Here is a 17,339-nt window from a genome sequence, read left to right as displayed (position 1 = left end):
TGGCTGAAATTAACGAAAAGTGCCGTTGCGTGAGGTTGTTCAAACTTTCGTTCAAAGCCGCGCAGCCAGCGGGGCATCGGTGTTAAGCTGCCATTTTGCCTCACTGAATACACGCCTGGCCTATGAAAGTTTCCTTTCAGATACGCTTGTTTATCTACCTGGTTGCCTTTTTTTCCGTGCTCTTTGCCATGCTCGGAACCTATTACTATTTCGACGTTGGCCGCCAGCTTTATCAGGAAATGAGCACCCGGGCGAGAATTCAGGCGGAAGAGATTGCCTTAATTCCTACCCTGCAGGAGTCGGTGGAAAAAAAAGATATTCCGGCAATACACAACTTTATGCAAAAGCTGGTCGTGCATAGCGATGCCAGCTTTATCGTCATCGGCGACGAGCACGGCATTCATCTCTATCATTCCGTGCATGCCGACCGCGTGGGCAAAACGCTGGTCGGCGGCGATAATGAGGAAGTGCTGCAGGGCAAAAGCATCACCACGCTGCGCAAAGGCGGCCTCGGCCTGTCGCTGCGCAGCAAAGCCCCAATCTTCGACCAGCACGGCAAGGTGATTGGCATTGTGTCGGTGGGCTACCTGAAGAGCTACCTCGATGACGTCACGTCCGGCAAGGTGATCAACATCCTGCTGGCGGCGATCATTTTGCTGCTGGCGCTGTTTATCTTTTCCTGGTACTTCACCCGCAGTATCAAAAGGCAGATGTTCTCGCTGGAGCCGCGGCAGATCAGCCTGCTGGTGCGCCAGCAAAAAGCGATGATGGAGTCGATCTACGAAGGCGTGATCGCCATCGACAGCCGCTCGCAGATCGAGGTGATCAACAAGGCGGCGAAGAAACTGCTGGGCCTGGAACAGCCTTCACGCGAGATCCGCGGCAAGCAGATTGCCGAGGTGATCCAGCCGGTGACGTTCTTCGATCCTGAAGTCATGCTGGCGCGAGATACCCACGATGAAATCTGCGCCTTTAACGATCTCAGCGTGCTTGCCAGCCGGGTTCGTATCGAGCTTGAGGGCGTGCTGCAGGGCTGGGTGATCACCTTCCGCGACCGCAAAGATATTGATAGCCTGAGCTTCCAGCTCAGCCAGGTGAAACGCTACGTGGACAACCTACGCATCATGCGGCACGAGCAGCTTAACCGCATGGCAACGCTCGCCGGGCTGCTGCACATGGCTCGCTACGATGACGCCAAACGCTATATCAAAGCGCAGTCCGAGCACGCCCAGGAAGTGCTGGATTTTGTCTCCGCACGCTTCTGTTCCGCCACGCTGTGCGGCCTGCTGTTGGGCAAATACGCCAGAGCGCGTGAGAAAGGCGTGTCGCTGGCGTTCGATCCGGCCTGCAGCATGACGAGAATGCCGAGCAACGTGCCGGAATCCGAGCTGATTTCGATTATTGGTAACCTGCTGGATAACGCCATCGAGGCCACCCAGCGCGCCGAAGGCGAGCACCAGCCGGTGGAAGTCTATATCGTGATAAACGACCGGGAGCTGGTCATCGAGGTGGCCGACCACGGCGTCGGCATTGCGCCTGAACTGCGTGACCATATTTTCACGCCGGGCGTCACCACCAAAACCCACGGCGACCACGGGCTCGGCCTGCACCTGATCGCCAGCTACGTCGCGCTGGCGAAGGGCACGGTGGAGGTTTCCGATAACCTGCCGAGCGGCACCGTGTTCTCAGTATTTATTCCAGATGTTGTCGTTCCGGGGAGCGACCTCAGCCCAACGTAAGGCTTTTGAGTATGCAAAATGAAATGATTAACGTGCTTATCGTGGAGGATGAGAGCGAACTGGCCGAACTTCACGCGGAGCTGATTGATAAGCATCCCCACCTGCACCTGGTGGGAATAGCCAACAGCCTGGCGGCCGCCCAGCGCCTGATGCTGGAAAAGCAGCCGCAGCTTATCCTGCTGGATAACTATCTGCCGGACGGGAAAGGCATCACGCTGTTTGGCAGCGACCTTTTAAAACAGCACGCCTGCTCGGTGATCTTCATTACCGCCGCCAGCGATATGGACACCTGCAGCCAGGCGATTCGCAGCGGCGCGTTTGACTACATCCTCAAGCCGGTCTCGTGGAAGCGCCTGAGCCACTCACTGGAGCGCTTCGTGCAGTTCAGCCAGCAGCAGCGCGAATGGAAAGTGGTGGATCAGCAGAACGTCGATAAGCTTTATGAGCTGCAGGCGCGCAACGCCCCGCTGGATGCGGGCAGCAAAGGTATCGAGGAGAACACGCTGGAGCTGGTCCAGCGCCTGTTTCGCGAAGCCGAAGCTCAGCGCTGTTTCTCGGTAGACGACGTGGTCAGCGAAACCAAACTCAGCAAAACCACCGCCCGCCGCTACCTGGAACACTGCGTGGAAAAAGGCTTTCTCAGCGTCGAAATGCTGTACGGCAAGATTGGTCACCCTCGCCGCCTGTATAAGCGGAGCCAGCCGGATAGCGCTGGCTAACCGCCGGAAACACCTTAACCCAGAACCGTGACCGCATCCTGGAGGCGAGTAGCGCGGTGCTTCACCATCGCCGAGACCTGCGCGCTCTCTTCCACCAGCGCAGCGTTTTTCTGCGTTATCGCGTTCAGCTCTGCCACCGCGCGGGTAATGTCCGCCAGGCCATCCGCCTGCTCTGACGTGGCGTGGCTTATCTGCCCGAGAAGCTGAGTGACGTTCTGCACCTGAGCTACAATATCCTGCATGGTGCGCCCCGCCTCATGCACCTGCACCGTGCCGGACTGCACCTTGCTGGCGCTGGCGTCAATCAGCTTGCGGATATCGTTGGCCGCACTGGCGCTACGCTGCGCCAGGTTACGCACTTCCCCGGCCACCACGGCAAACCCTTTGCCCTGCTCACCTGCTCGAGCCGCCTCTACCGCCGCGTTAAGCGCCAGGATATTGGTCTGGAAGGCGATGTCGTTAATCAGGCTGGTGATGGAGCCGATGCGCTGGGTGCTGTCGGCAATGTCGTCCATGGTGGTGACCACGGTTTCCATCGCCTGCCCGCCCTGCGCCGCCGCGTCGCTGGCGGAGCTGGAAAGTTTGTCTGCCGCCGAGGCGGTTTCCGAGTTGGTCTGCACCGACGCCGCCATCTGGTTCATGGTCGCCACCGTTTGCTGCACGTTAACCACCGTCTGGCGGGTACGTTCATTCAGATCGTCATTCCCTTTGGCCATCGCCTCGCTGCCGCTGCGCACGTTCGCGACCTGGCTGCTGACGTCGTTGATAAGCCAGCGGCACATCAGCCCAAGCTGGCCGATGGAGCGCAGGATCACCCCGATTTCATCGCTGCGCTGAAGATGCTTCACGCGGTGGCTGTTGCCGGTGGCCACTTCCAGCGCCTGGCGAGCCACGTTTTCCAGCGGACGGGCAATTTGCCATTCCAGTAATACACAAGCTAAGGCGGTAAATGCCGCAATAGCTAACATCTGCAGCGGGCTTTGCCCGAGGGCAAACGCCGAGGCCATGAGCAGAACAAACAAACCGCTCATTAACCCGCGAATACGCCAGCGCAGAGACATAGTCGGCAGCTTGCCGAACAGCCCTTTACGCAGCACCAGGCCTTTATAGACGGTCTTGTTGCTGCGGCCTTCGTTCAGCGCCTTGTAGAGCGGCTCCGCAGCGGCAATCTCTTCCGGCGAGGCTTTGGTGCGAATAGACATATAGCCTGTGGTTTTGCCGTGACGCACCACCGGCACCGCATTGGCACGTACCCAGTAATGGTCACCGTTTTTACGGCGGTTTTTCACGATGCCCGTCCACGGCTCGCCCTGCTGCAGGGTGAACCACATATCGGCAAAGGCCGCTTTGGGCATATCGGGATGTCGCACGAGGTTGTGCGCGGCGCCGCTTAGCTCATGTAGCGAGTAGCCACTGACCTGCACGAAGGTATCGTTCGCGTGCGTAATGTAACTTTTCAGATCGGTGGTGGACATCAGGGTCGTATCGTCATCAAGCGTGTATTCACGCTGGGTGACCGGCACATGGGCGGACATAGCAACTCCCTTTGAGAGGTTATCCAGATGTTAATTCTTTGGTGGTATGCATGTTATTTCGGCGTAGCGAAATTTTACTTTAGTTAAAAAATTTGATATTGATCACAGTTCTAAGTATTAGCCACATAATTTATGAGACTAGTTTAAGCGTTGCATTTCACATAGTTTTAATAGGTTATTACTTTTCACTTCGCTTTATTGCCGCCTCATCTGAGTGCTGCAGTTTTCGCCAGCGCTTATTGCGCGGCGCACTACACTTACAGAGGGAATTTTTACCCCCGCAAGGAAAACACGAGGATAAAGAATGTTAAAAAGGAAAAAGAAAGTCAGACCGATCAAGGTCAGTGACGTCACTATCATTGACGATGCGCGTCTGAAAAAAGCCATCACTGCCGCTTCACTGGGCAACGCGATGGAATGGTTTGATTTCGGTGTTTACGGTTTTGTTGCTTACGCTCTGGGTAAAGTCTTCTTCCCGGACGCCAGCCCTAGCGTGCAGATGATTGCCGCCCTGGGGACCTTCTCTGTTCCTTTCCTGATTCGCCCGCTAGGTGGACTGTTCTTCGGGATGCTAGGGGATAAATACGGTCGTCAGAAAATCCTGGCTATCACCATTGTCATCATGTCGCTCAGTACGTTTGCCATCGGGCTTATCCCGTCTTACGCCACTATCGGCATCTGGGCACCTATCCTGCTGCTGTTGGCAAAAATGGCCCAGGGCTTCTCGGTCGGCGGGGAATATACCGGCGCGTCTATTTTTGTAGCCGAATACTCTCCCGACCGTAAACGCGGCTTTATGGGCAGCTGGCTGGACTTCGGTTCGATAGCCGGGTTCGTCTGCGGCGCGGGCGTGGTTGTGCTGATTACCGCTATCGTTGGCGAAGAAAACTTCCTCGACTGGGGGTGGCGTATTCCGTTCTTCCTCGCGTTGCCGTTAGGTATTATCGGGCTTTATCTGCGCCATGCGCTGGAAGAGACCCCGGCATTCCAGCAGCACGTTGAGAAAATGGAGCAAGGCGATCGTGAAGGCCTGGCCGAAGGGCCAAAAGTCTCGTTCAAAGAGATTGCTACTAAGCACTGGCGCAGTCTGCTGGTCTGTATTGGTCTGGTGATTTCAACCAACGTGACCTATTACATGCTGCTGACCTACATGCCGAGCTACCTGTCCCATAACCTGCATTACTCGGAAGAGCACGGGGTGCTGATCATCATCGCCATTATGGTGGGGATGCTGTTCGTTCAGCCGATGATCGGCCTGCTGAGCGACCGTTTTGGTCGTCGCCCGTTCGTCTTCCTCGGCAGTATTGGCCTGTTCGCGTTCGCTATCCCGGCCTTTATGCTGATTAACAGCGGAGCCATTGGGCTGATTTTTGCCGGATTGCTGGTGCTGGCGGTGGTGCTGAACTTCTTTATTGGGGTGATGGCCTCGACCTTACCGGCGATGTTCCCGACCCACATCCGCTATAGCGCCCTGGCGAGCGCCTTTAACATTTCGGTGCTGATTGCCGGCCTGACACCAACGCTTGCCGCATGGCTGGTCGAAAGTACGCAAAATCTGATGATGCCGGCTTACTACCTGATGGTGGTGGCGATTATCGGCTTGATTACCGCGATCACCATGAAAGAGACCGCCAATAAGCCGCTGAAAGGCGCGACGCCTGCGGCGTCTGATATTGCCGAAGCGCGTGAAATCGTGCAGGAGCATCACGACAATATCGAGCAGAAAATTGAGGACCTGGATAAGGAAATCGAAACACTGCAGGCGAAGCGTGCTCTGCTGGTGGATCAGCATCCGAGGATTAACGAGTAGTTTTTCCCCTCACCCTGCCCCTCTCCCCTTGCGGGATAGGGGATGAATAGAGAAGCCCTCACCAGCGCGTGGGGGCTTTTTTTGGCCTTTTTTCTGTTTCGCCTCTTCGTCACAAACACAAGCGATTGTGCTGGGGCGGATCGGGGTCCGTTCAGTTTTATCTTCCGCTACCGGACATGTGAATGTCTCAGGTGGCATTACGCCACGCCCCTCACCCCGGCCTTCTCCCCAAAGGGGCGAGGGAGAAAACAGGTACGGTGAACGGAAGCTTAACCGAACCTTTATCATCGTCGATATTGACACTCCCTTACAGCAAGTGGCCGTCAGGTTCTCAGCACTTTATCGCATTGGATATATCGTATATTTATATGCAAAGCGCAATTTTGACTTTGTGAATTGAGATAACTCACCTAACGTAAATACACAGAGAAAAGTCGATAAAAAACACAATTACAGGGTACACACATGCAAAAAAAAGTTCTGCCATTACTGCTACTGGCTGCGCTGTCTGCGGCTTCCCACGCTGCCACGCCGCCGGATACCCTGGTGGTAGCTCAAGGGCTGGATGACATTGTCAGCCTTGATCCGGCTGAAGCCAACGAACTCTCAAGTATTCAGACCGTGCCGAGCCTTTATCAGCGCCTGGTGCAGGCAGACCGCACGGACCCGGCCAAAGTCGTGCCGATTCTGGCGGCCAGCTGGCAAGGCGATGCGGCCAATAAGAAACTGACCATCAAGCTGCGCCCAGACGCTAAATTTGCCTCCGGCAACCCGCTGCGCCCGGAAGACGTGATCTTCTCCTACACCCGCGCGGTCACGCTGAACAAATCCCCGGCCTTTATCCTGAACGTACTGGGCTGGCAGCCTGACAACATTGCCAGCCAGTTGAAGAAAGTGGATGACCACACGCTGGAAGTGCACTGGACCGCGGACGTCAGCCCGGCGGTTGCGCTGAATATTCTTTCCACGCCTATCGCCTCTATCGTGGATGAAAAAGCGGTTGAGCCAAACGTGAAAGCCGGTGACTTCGGCAACGAATGGCTGAAAATGCACTCTGCCGGCAGCGGCCCGTTCAAAATGCGCGTTTATCAGCCACATCAGGCTATCGTGCTGGATGCCAACCCGACTTCTCCGGGCGATGCGCCAAAAGTGAAGAACATTATTATTAAAAACGTGCCCGATTCGGCCGCTCGCCGCCTGCTGATTCAGCAGGGTGACGCCGATATCGCCCGTGATTTGGGGTCTGACCAGACCAGCGCGCTGGAAGGCAAGCCGGGCGTGAAGGTGCTGAGCATTCCTTCAGCCGAGCAGAACTATTTAGTGTTTAACGTCGGCAACAACGCCAACCCGCTGTTGAAAAACCCGGCGCTGTGGGAAGCGGCTCGCTACCTGGTGGATTACCAGGGCATTACTAAAGATCTGCTGAAAGGCCAGTACTTCGTTCACCAAAGCTTCCTGCCGGTCGGCTTCGCGGGCGCGCTGGAAAATACCCCGTTCAAATTTGACCCGGCGAAAGCGAAAGAAATTCTGGCAAAAGCGGGCATCAAAGACGCACATTTCTCGCTGGATGTGGAAAACAAACCGCCGTTTATCACCATCGCTCAGTCCATGCAGGCAAGCTTTGCCCAGGGCGGCGTGAAGGTTGATCTGCTGCCAGCCGCCGGTAGCCAGGTGTATGCCCGCGTACGCGCGAAACAGCACCAGGCCGCCATTCGCCTGTGGATCCCGGATTACTTCGACGCTCACTCCAACGCCAGCGCCTTCGCCTATAACGACGGCAAAGCCAGCACCGTGGCCGGGCTGAACGGTTGGCAGATCCCGGAGCTGAATAAACAAACGCTGGCTGCCGTAGCAGAGGCCGATCCGGCCAAGCGCAAAGATCTCTATACCAAACTGCAGGAAGAGCTGCAGCGTAGCTCCCCGTACGTGTTTATTGACCAGGGTAAAACTCAGGTTGTGGTGCGAGATAACATCAAAGGCTACCAGCAGGGCCTGAATGCGGATATGGTGTATTACGATAACGTCACGAAATAACTGAACGGCCCCTCGCCCCGCCCTTTCCGTCGTGAAAGAGGCCGGTCGGGGGGTTAATCACCATTAGCGCATAAAAGAGTTACCCATGTCCGAAGTCTCGCCTTCGTCGCAGCGCCTGCGGCGTCCGCTGCTCACCCTGCTTCAGGGAATATTTACCCTTGCTCTGACCCTGATTGGCCTGCTGCTGATTACCTTCGCGTTGTCTGCGCTGTCCCCGGTGGACAGAGTGCTGCAAATCGTCGGCGACCACGCCAGCCAGTCCACTTACGATCAGGTTCGCCACCAGTTGGGGCTGGACCAGTCGCTGCCCGTGCAGTTCTGGCATTATCTGGTCAATCTCGCCCACGGCGATTTAGGCACAGCCAGCTCAACCGGCCAGCCGGTGCTGCATGATTTGCTTTCAGCGTTCCCCGCCACCCTGGAACTCGCCACCCTGGCGCTTATCGTCGGCAGCGTACTTGGCGTACTTTTTGGTGTGCTTTGCGCCCGGTTCGCCGGTTCACCGCTGGATCTCGTGGTGCGCACTTTTACCCTGCTGGGCAACTCCGTGCCTATTTTCTGGCTGGGTCTGCTGATGCTGGCGCTCTTCTATGCTCGTCTGCAGTGGAGCGCCGGGCCTGGGCGGCTCGACGATATTTACCAGTACAGCGTCGAGGCCAAAACCGGCTTCGTGCTGATCGATACCTGGCTTTCCGGTGATAAAGGCGCGTTTCTCAACGCCATTAACCACCTGATTCTGCCGGTATTGCTGCTGGCCTATTATTCTCTCGCCAGCATCACCCGCCTGACCCGCACGGCCTGCCTGAGCGAAATGAACAAAGAGTACATTACGCTCGCCCGCGCGAAGGGCGCAGGCGACATGGCGATTCTGGTGCGCCATGTGTTGCCCAACATTCGCGGCACGCTGTTCACCGTGATCGCTCTGGCTTACACCAGCATGCTCGAAGGTGCGGTGCTGACGGAAACCGTCTTCTCCTGGCCGGGTATTGGCCGCTATCTCACCACCGCGCTGTTTGCCGGGGATACCACCGCCATCATGGGCGGCACGCTGCTGATCGGCGTGTCATTTGTGCTGATCAATAACCTGACCGACATACTGGTGCGCGCCACCGACCCGAGGATCCGCTGATGCCGTCTTCTCTTTTTCTGCGACGCATGCTGCGCTCCCCGGCGGCCCTTAGCGGGCTGATTATCATTACCGGGCTGGTGCTTATCGCGCTGTTTGCGCCGTGGCTGGCTCCGTTCGATCCCAACTGGCAGGATGCCGCCGCGCGCCTGCAGGCGCCCAACGCCCAACATCTGCTGGGCACCGACAGCTATGGCCGCGACCTGCTTTCTCGCCTGCTCTACGGCACTCGCCCGGCGCTGGGCCTGGTGCTGCTGGTGACCATTATTACCCTGCCGGTTGGGCTGCTGATTGGCATTCTGTCCGGCTATTACGGTGGCTGGCTGGAGCGTATCTTGATGCGCTTTACCGATGTAGTCATGTCGATGCCCCGCCTGATTTTGGCCTTTGCCTTTGTGGCAATGCTCGGCCCAGGGCTGGTTAACGGCGCGCTGGCGCTGGCGTTGACCACCTGGCCCGCCTATGCCCGCCAGGCAAGAAGTGAAATACAGCGCCTGCGCCATAGCGATTATCTTGCGGCCGCAGAAATGATGGGCATCAAAGGCTTGAGGCTGCTGGTCGGCCATATTCTGCCGCTGTGTCTGCCTTCCGCCATTGTGCGCCTGGCGCTGGATCTGGCCGGGATTATTCTTGCCGCCGCCGGTCTGGGTTTCCTCGGCTTAGGCGCCCGCCCGCCGATGTCCGAATGGGGCGCGATGATTGCCGACGGAATGCAGGTCATTTTCGACCAATGGTGGATTGCCGCCATTCCGGGCACCGCCATTCTGCTGAGCAGCCTGGCGTTTAACCTGCTGGGCGATGGCCTGCGCGACGTGCTGGAGCCGCAACATGACTAACAGAATTACCGTTTCCGGGCTGAATATCGACTATCCCGGCAGCCGGGTAGTCAGCAACCTCTCCTTCACGCTGGGCAATGAACGCCTGGCGCTGGTCGGCGAATCCGGCTCAGGCAAATCCATGACGGCTCGCGCGCTGATGGGGCTGGTGCGTAAACCAGGCAAAGTGAGTGCAGAGCAGCTCAGCGTGATGGGGCACGACCTGCTCGACATGAATGCCCGGCGCTGGAACCAGCTGCGCGGCAGTGACATCGCCATGGTGCTGCAGGACCCGCGCTATGCGCTGAACCCGGTCAAAAGCGTGCAGCAGCAAATTGACGAAGCGCTACGATTGCACCAGAAGCTGTCCACTGCCGAACGCCGCGATCGCTGCCGCGAACTGGTGCAATCCGTTGGTTTGCCGGATGCGGTTCTGATGCGTTACCCCGGCGAACTGTCAGGCGGCATGGGCCAGCGCGTGATGATCGCCATTGCGCTCGCCAATAATCCCAAAGTGCTGATCGCGGACGAACCTACGTCGGCGCTCGACGCCCGCCTGCGCAACCAAATCCTTGAGCTGCTGGTAGCCCAGTGCGAACAGCGGCAAATGGCGCTGCTGTTGATCAGCCACGATCTGCCGCTGGTAGCGGAACACTGCCACCGTGTGCTGGTGATGTACCAGGGCCAAAAAGTTGATGAAATGGCGGCAAGCGAGCTGCCGCAGGCCACGCATCCTTACACGCGCACGCTCTGGACATGCCGTCCAAATGCCGACACCTACGGGCAGATGCTACCGACGCTGAACCGCATCGAATTCCAGCCAGGAGAAACCTATGGCGATCGTTAAGGTTGATAATCTAAGCGTGCAGTTCGCCGCCAAAGGCGGGATCAAAACCGCCGTCGCCGGAGCCAGTTTCTCTCTTGAACAGGGCGAGACATTTAGCCTGATTGGCGCTTCCGGCTGCGGGAAATCTACCATCCTGCGCGTGCTGGCCGGGCTACAGCGTGACTGGAAGGGAGTTGTGGAGCTGATGGGCAACCGCATTGCGGCAGGGAAACGCTTCCAGGGCGCGCTGCGTCGCGAAGTGCAGATGGTGTTTCAGGATCCGTATGCCTCGCTGCACCCCAACCACACGATTTGGCGCACGCTGGCCGAGCCGCTGAAAATCCATGGTGAAAGCGAGATTGAAGCCCGAGTGGCGGAAGCATTAGAGCAGGTCGGCCTGCCGTCCGAGGCGGCAAAACGCTACCCGCACCAGCTTTCCGGCGGCCAGCGCCAGCGCGTGGCGATTGCCCGTGCGCTGCTGCTTCGCCCCAAAATTCTGCTGCTCGACGAACCCACTTCCGCGCTGGATATGTCGGTCCAGGCGGAGATCCTCAACCTGCTCAATCGTCTGAAGCAGCAGCACGGCATGACCTATCTGCTGGTCAGCCACGATGCCGACGTGATTGCGCATATGTCCGACCGGGCGGCGTTTATGGCCAACGGGGTGATTGAGCGCACCTTCGATCGTGCTGCGCTGGTAAACGGGGAACACAGGATGGCGAACGCGTAACGTATTATTCCAGCGTGACCATTTCTTCGTCAGACAAAGCCAGAATACAGCGATTGCGGCCCGTGTTTTTGCCGTAATACATGGCTTTGTCTGCCCGACCAATGGCGCTGTGCAGGGAGTCATTCGCACTGACGAGGGTTAGCCCCCCGGTTACCGTCACGCGGATTGCCTGGTCATCCACGCTGATTGCCTGGTCATCCACGCTGATGGGCTGGCTGGCTAAGTGCTGGCAAATGCGCTGCCCGGCCCGCTCTGCCTGCTCACGACTGGTCGCTTCCAGCAGCATAATAAACTCCTCGCCGCCAAAGCGATAAATGCGCTCTTCGTTACGCGTAGCCCCTTTAAGAATGGATGCGACGCTGCGCAACACATCATCTCCGGCGTTGTGTCCCCAGGTGTCATTGATCGTTTTAAAACGGTCAATATCCATGATCAGCAAATAAAGGTTGCGCTCCGCACGCTCGCAGCGAGAGCGTATCAGCGGAAATTCCTGATACATTAAATGGCGTAGCGGCAGGCCGGTTAACGCGTCGTACAAATTGCGGTAGGAAAAAAGGTATTCTTTATACTGGTCGATACTGGAAATAAAATTTTGCTGCGCTTCATTGTAATGATTCAGCAATTCTTCACTAACCTGTTTGCCGATAATAGATAACATGAGTACCCGGGCGGCAGCGTGCATATCGGTGTGGTGCTTATCAATCAGCAGAATCAACTCCCGGTCCAGACTCCCCCCCTGCAAACGCTGCCCCAGCCAGCGGCTGAAACGACAATGCTGATGGGAATGCAGATCGTTGATTTCTTTATCGGGTTCACCGCCCAGCAGGCTGAGGCGCAGGCACTTATTTGCCCAGTTATAATGATCGCGGATGGCAATATTTAGCTCTGATAAAGAGCTGTCGATGTCCTTTATATTGATAGTCACGCTATGCACACCTTGTGTTTAACGGGTCAAGTTAATATCCACCACCTGATGATAACGAATATCGCGGGTTAATTTTCACGCCGAATCATAACTTAAACAAATCCTAAACGGCCAATCCATATTAAAAACTTTACGAATAAGGACATTTATTTTTATACGGTATTTCAGAATAAATAAGCATCTATTAACCATTAAGAAATGTTAAACAATAATAAGCCCGATCTTTATTTTCCTTTTTGAGCCATACGGAAACATGTCGCCCCAAAATGGTGCGAATCTCTTCTCAGCAAGGTCATGCTCACTCAATCGGCCCTCAGCATTAAAACATGCAAAATGTCATCTATTGTGATTAATTATTGCACAGATGTACTCCTGCGGGCGTTTATCCCGATTTCACCTACGGCGCGCTACCTGGCGCAATCCCTGCAATACTTATTTTGTGTATCGCGTGATACGCCACACCCAGGAGCACATTTTGAACAGGTTACCTTCCAGCGCCTCGGCCCTTGCCTGTACGGCGCACGCACTGAACATTATTGAAAAGAAGTCACTTAGCCATGAGGAGATGAAGGCGCTAAACCGGGAGGTGGTTGATAGCTTCCAGCAGCACGTTAATCCGGGTTTTCTTGAGTACCGCAAGTCCGTTACCGCCGGCGGGGATTACGGAGCCGTAGAGTGGCAAGCGAGCAGCCTGAATACGCTTGTCGACACCCAGGGCAAAGAGTATATCGATTGCCTGGGTGGGTTCGGCATCTTTAACGTGGGGCACCGTAATCCAGTCGTTGTTTCCGCCGTCCAGCATCAGCTTGAAAAGCAGCCCCTGCACAGCCAGGAATTGCTCGACCCTCTGAGGGCGATGCTCGCTAAAACGCTTGCCACACTGACTCCGGGTAAACTCAAATACAGCTTCTTTAGCAACAGCGGTACTGAGTCCGTGGAAGCCGCAATAAAACTGGCCAAAGCGTACCAGTCGCCACGAGGGAAATTTACCTTTATTGCTACCAGCGGCGCGTTCCACGGCAAGTCTCTGGGCGCACTTTCGGCCACGGCGAAATCCACTTTCCGCAAACCATTTATGCCGCTGCTGCCGGGATTCCGCCACGTGCCCTTTGGCAATATCGAGGCATTACGCACGCAGTTCAGCGAATGTCGTAAAACCGGTGATGATGTAGCCGCGCTGATCCTGGAGCCCATCCAGGGCGAAGGCGGGGTGATTCTGCCGCCGCCAGGCTATTTGCCTGCGGTGCGTCAACTTTGCGACGAGTACGGCGTGCTGCTGATTCTGGATGAAGTGCAAACCGGGATGGGCCGCACCGGCAGGATGTTTGCCTGCGAACACGAAAACGTGCAGCCGGACATTCTCTGCCTTGCCAAAGCGTTGGGCGGCGGCGTGATGCCGATTGGTGCAACGGTTGCGACAGAAGAGGTGTTTTCCGTGCTGTTTGATAACCCGTTCCTGCACACCACCACGTTTGGTGGCAACCCGCTGGCCTGCGCTGCGGCGCTGGCGACTATTCACTACCTGCTGGAAGAGAATCTGCCTGCTCAGGCGGCTCAGAAAGGGCAACTGTTGCTGGATGGCTTCCGGGCGCTGGCCCGTGAGTTCCCCGATCTGGTTGTTGAGGCACGAGGCCAGGGGCTGTTAATGGCGATTGAGTTCCGCGACAACGACATCGGCTACGAGTTTGCCAGCCAGATGTTCCGCCAGCAGGTGCTGGTGGCCGGGACGCTGAATAATGCCAAAACCATTCGGGTCGAACCGCCGCTAACGCTGACCATTGAGCAGTGCGAGCATGTGCTTGAGTGCGCGAAGCGCGCGCTTTACAGGCTGAGAGTGACGCAGGATGAGACGGCAGAGGCGCAGGAAAGCTGAGTGACCCTCACCCCAACAGGGAGAGGGAGTTTTTCCTATACTACCCACTTCCTTTGTTTTATTCCCTCTCCCCCATGGGGAGAGGGCCAGGGTGAGGGGCATTCCCTACGGCAGCAGCCCAATAAAACTCTGCTTCTTACGCGGCTCAGACATCATCTCATCCAGCTTCTCAACGCAGGCGAGATAGTGCGGGGTCTTCTTGTGCGCCAGCACCGCGGCCTCATCCTGATAGGCCTCGTAGATATAAAATCGCGTTGAAACCTCCGGGTCCTGCAGCACATCAAAGCGTAAATTACCGGGCTCTTTGATGGCGCCTTCGTGATTCGCCCGAAACACGTCCAGAAACTCGTCGACCCGCTCTGGCTTAATGTTGATCTCCACCAGCGTGACGTTCATGCCTTACCTCCCTGATGCTTCGCTTCAAGCCAGAACTGATAGGCCTCGCGGGCAGATGCTTTCTCGTGCACCACCTTCTTCACCGCCTGCAGCATCGCCAGGGGTGCTTCAGACTGGAAGATGTTGCGCCCCATATCCACACCGGATGCGCCCTGGTCTATCGCCTTAAAGCACATCTCCAGCGCCTCCTGCTCGGGCAGTTTTTTACCTCCGGCGATAACGATCGGCACTGGGCAGCTGGCGGCGACTTTCTCAAAACCTTCCTCAACGAAGTAGGTTTTTACAAACTGCGCCCCAAGCTCGGCGGCAATGCGGCTAGACAGCGAGAAGTAACGCGCGTCACGGGCCATTTCTTTGCCCACGCCGGTAACCGCCAGCGTAGGAATGCCGTAGCGCGTTCCCTCGTCCACCAGCTTGATGATGTTGTTGATCGACTGATGCTCATACTCGCTGCCGATATAAATTTGCGCGGCCACCGCGCAGGCGTTGAGGCGTAATGCATCCTCCATCGTCACGGCGACGCTTTCGCGCGAGAGTTCGCTGAGGATCGAATTGCCGCCGGAGGCGCGCAGCACAACAGGTTTGTTGGTGGCAGGCGGGACCACGCTGCGCAGAATGCCGCGGGTACACATCAGCACGTCGGTTTCAGGGAACAGCGGCGCAATAGAGAGGTCAATACGCTCCAGGCCGGTTGTCGGCCCCTGAAAATAGCCGTGATCGAAAGCCAACATCACGGTGCGCCCGGTGCTGGGGTTAAAAATCCTCGCCAGCCGCGACTGCATGCCCCAGTCCAGCGCCCCGCTTCCCTTCAGGTAAAACGCCCGGTTCTCCTGCGGCTGGCCAATACCGAAGTCTTTTCCATATTTAATATCATCCAGATCTGCCATCAAGTTCTCTCCCGGATCCATCAGTGAATAAGAGATAGTGTTCAAAAACTTAGTCAGGGATCGCCCATCGCAACCGTGCAGCGATCACAAAATATCCAAATAGATCGGTCAAATCGCCCGCGATAGATAAGAGTTTATTTATTGAACGAGCGACGGAAGAGGTCTGTGAATGAGTTATCTACTTGCACTGGACGCCGGAACGGGCAGTATCCGCGCCGTGATCTTCGATACTTCTGGCCAGCAAATAGCCGTTGGCCAGGCCGAATGGAAGCACTTGAGCGTGACAGATGTGCCGGGATCGATGGAGTTCGATCTCGCCGTTAACTGGCAGCTGGCCTGCCGCTGCATCCGCGAGGCCCTGCACAACGCTAACCTCTCCTCTTCGGCGATAAGTGCCGTTGCCTGTTGCTCTATGCGGGAAGGGATTGTGCTGTACGATCGCCACGGCGAGCCAATCTGGGCCTGCGCAAACGTGGATGCTCGCGCCAGCCGCGAAGTCAGCGAGCTGAAAGAGATCCACGACTTCCAGTTTGAATCCGAGGTGTACCAGGTTTCAGGCCAGACGCTGGCGCTGAGCGCCATGCCCCGCCTGCTTTGGCTGGCACACCATCGCCCGGATATCTACCGCAAAGCCGCCACCATCACCATGATCAGCGACTGGCTGGCGGCCAAACTCTCCGGTGAGCTGGCGGTTGACCCCTCTAACGCCGGTACAACCGGGATGTTGGATCTATCGACCCGCGACTGGCGGCCTGCCCTGCTGGATATGGCCGGGCTGCGCGCCGACATACTTTCCCCGGTCAAAGAAACCGGCACCGTGCTGGGCGGCATAACCCCACAGGCGGCTGAAGAAAGCGGGTTGCTAAAAGGCACGCCGGTGGTGATGGGCGGCGGCGACGTCCAGCTTGGCTGCCTGGGGCTGGGCATTGTCCGGCCTGGGCAGACGGCGGTGCTGGGCGGCACATTCTGGCAGCAGGTGGTGAACCTGCCGGCCATCAAAACCGACCCCGACATGAACATCCGCATTAACCCGCACGTCATCCACAACATGGTGCAGGCGGAGTCCATTAGCTTCTTCACCGGCCTGACGATGCGCTGGTTCCGGGACGCCTTCTGCGCGGAAGAAAAGCTGCTGGCCGAGCGACTCGGCGTAGATACCTATGCGCTAATGGAAGAGATGGCGGGCCGGGTACCTGCGGGCTCCCACGGGGTGATGCCCATTTTCTCTGATGCCATGCATTTCAAGCAGTGGTACCACGCCGCACCGTCGTTCATTAACCTTTCCATCGACCCTGAGAAGTGCAACAAAGCGACGCTATTCCGCGCCTTAGAGGAGAACGCGGCGATTGTCTCCGCCTGTAATCTGGAGCAGATTTCCGGCTTTTCTGGCGTGAGGTTCGACTCGCTCGTCTTCGCCGGAGGGGGTTCAAAAGGCGCGCTGTGGAGCCAGATCCTGAGCGATGTCACCGGCCTGCCGGTGCGCGTGCCGGTGGTCAAAGAGGCCACGGCGCTGGGCTGCGCGATTGCCGCTGGCGTAGGCGCCGGGCTTTTTGATTCGCTAGCCAGTACAGGTGAGCGTCTGGTGCAGTGGCAGCGAGAGTTCACGCCAAATCCGGCGCACCGCAAGCTTTACGACGAGATGAAGCGCAAATGGCAAAAAGTGTATGCCGACCAGTTAACGTTGGTGGACAGCGGCCTGACGACGTCGATGTGGCAGGCGCCGGGGCTTGTACCGAGAGTGGCAGGATAATTTTCCCCTCACCCCGGCCCTCTCCCCAGAGGGGAGAGGGGGAATTAGTTAAGTGAGTGATTTTTTATCCCCTCTCCCTTCCAGGGAGAGGGCTAGGGTGAGGGTAAAAACACTTTGTATCACACTGTATCCACGACCCCGCCAGATACGCCGCCATGCAAAAAGAGCGGTTTA

The 17,339-nt window shown here is 57.0% G+C and carries 14 protein-coding genes; 10 read left to right on the top strand and 4 right to left on the bottom strand.

Going from position 1 to position 17,339, the window contains the following annotated elements:
• Positions 1-122 precede the first annotated feature (122 nt).
• Positions 123-1,739: an ATP-binding protein gene (locus AAIE02_RS16905; RefSeq protein ID WP_008460512.1), complete on the top strand. Its 1,617-nt coding sequence runs from the start codon at positions 123-125 to the stop codon at positions 1,737-1,739.
• An 11-nt stretch (positions 1,740-1,750) separates the two neighbouring features.
• The gene (locus AAIE02_RS16900; RefSeq protein ID WP_008460511.1) at positions 1,751-2,458 is read left to right on the top strand and encodes a response regulator; all 708 of its coding nucleotides are present in this window, start codon (positions 1,751-1,753) and stop codon (positions 2,456-2,458) included.
• Between the two features lie 14 nt (positions 2,459-2,472).
• Here AAIE02_RS16900 and AAIE02_RS16895 read toward each other — a convergent pair whose 3' ends face one another.
• Entirely contained in the window at positions 2,473-3,993 is a 1,521-nt protein-coding gene (locus AAIE02_RS16895) for a methyl-accepting chemotaxis protein (protein WP_166993392.1), read from the bottom strand.
• Between the two features lie 304 nt (positions 3,994-4,297).
• Here AAIE02_RS16895 and proP point away from each other — a divergent pair, with 304 nt between their 5' ends.
• From proP to AAIE02_RS16865, 6 genes are all read left to right on the top strand, one after another.
• Positions 4,298-5,803: a glycine betaine/L-proline transporter ProP gene (gene proP, locus AAIE02_RS16890; protein ID WP_008460508.1), complete on the top strand. Its 1,506-nt coding sequence runs from the start codon at positions 4,298-4,300 to the stop codon at positions 5,801-5,803.
• A gap of 465 nt (positions 5,804-6,268) precedes the next feature.
• Positions 6,269-7,837, top strand: coding sequence for an ABC transporter substrate-binding protein (locus AAIE02_RS16885; RefSeq protein ID WP_498532924.1), 1,569 nt, complete (start codon positions 6,269-6,271; stop codon positions 7,835-7,837).
• Between the two features lie 85 nt (positions 7,838-7,922).
• Positions 7,923-8,966: an ABC transporter permease gene (locus AAIE02_RS16880; RefSeq protein ID WP_498532923.1), complete on the top strand. Its 1,044-nt coding sequence runs from the start codon at positions 7,923-7,925 to the stop codon at positions 8,964-8,966.
• Complete coding sequence (locus AAIE02_RS16875) at positions 8,966-9,799, top strand: ABC transporter permease (protein ID WP_498532922.1); 834 nt, start codon at positions 8,966-8,968, stop codon at positions 9,797-9,799. The genes AAIE02_RS16880 and AAIE02_RS16875 overlap by 1 nt, the downstream gene beginning before the upstream one ends.
• Entirely contained in the window at positions 9,792-10,625 is an 834-nt protein-coding gene (locus AAIE02_RS16870) for an ABC transporter ATP-binding protein (RefSeq protein ID WP_336983495.1), read from the top strand. The genes AAIE02_RS16875 and AAIE02_RS16870 overlap by 8 nt, the downstream gene beginning before the upstream one ends.
• Positions 10,612-11,334 carry an ATP-binding cassette domain-containing protein gene (locus tag AAIE02_RS16865; RefSeq protein ID WP_166993386.1) on the top strand — a complete coding sequence of 241 codons (723 nt, stop codon included), beginning with the start codon at positions 10,612-10,614 and terminating at the stop codon, positions 11,332-11,334. Before AAIE02_RS16870 ends, AAIE02_RS16865 begins: the two co-directional genes overlap by 14 nt.
• A 4-nt stretch (positions 11,335-11,338) precedes the next feature.
• Here AAIE02_RS16865 and AAIE02_RS16860 read toward each other — a convergent pair whose 3' ends face one another.
• Positions 11,339-12,259, bottom strand: a complete 921-nt coding sequence (locus AAIE02_RS16860; RefSeq protein ID WP_498532921.1) for a diguanylate cyclase — start codon at positions 12,257-12,259, stop codon at positions 11,339-11,341.
• A gap of 475 nt (positions 12,260-12,734) precedes the next feature.
• Here AAIE02_RS16860 and ygjG point away from each other — a divergent pair, with 475 nt between their 5' ends.
• Entirely contained in the window at positions 12,735-14,132 is a 1,398-nt protein-coding gene (gene ygjG / locus AAIE02_RS16855; protein WP_205246436.1) for a putrescine aminotransferase, read from the top strand.
• A 105-nt stretch (positions 14,133-14,237) separates the two neighbouring features.
• Here the strand turns inward: ygjG and lsrG are convergent, their stop codons facing one another.
• Entirely contained in the window at positions 14,238-14,528 is a 291-nt protein-coding gene (gene lsrG / locus AAIE02_RS16850) for a (4S)-4-hydroxy-5-phosphonooxypentane-2,3-dione isomerase (RefSeq protein ID WP_008460496.1), read from the bottom strand.
• Positions 14,525-15,415, bottom strand: a complete 891-nt coding sequence (lsrF, locus tag AAIE02_RS16845; protein ID WP_498532920.1) for a 3-hydroxy-5-phosphonooxypentane-2,4-dione thiolase — start codon at positions 15,413-15,415, stop codon at positions 14,525-14,527. The genes lsrG and lsrF overlap by 4 nt, the downstream gene beginning before the upstream one ends.
• A gap of 169 nt (positions 15,416-15,584) precedes the next feature.
• On the opposite strand from lsrF, the gene lsrK reads away from it, so the two are divergent.
• Complete coding sequence (gene lsrK / locus AAIE02_RS16840) at positions 15,585-17,165, top strand: autoinducer-2 kinase (protein WP_498532919.1); 1,581 nt, start codon at positions 15,585-15,587, stop codon at positions 17,163-17,165.
• Positions 17,166-17,339 lie beyond the last annotated feature (174 nt).

The organism is Cedecea sp. Ae19-4, assembly GCF_059801165.1.
This window is presented reverse-complemented; position numbering and strand designations above follow the sequence as displayed.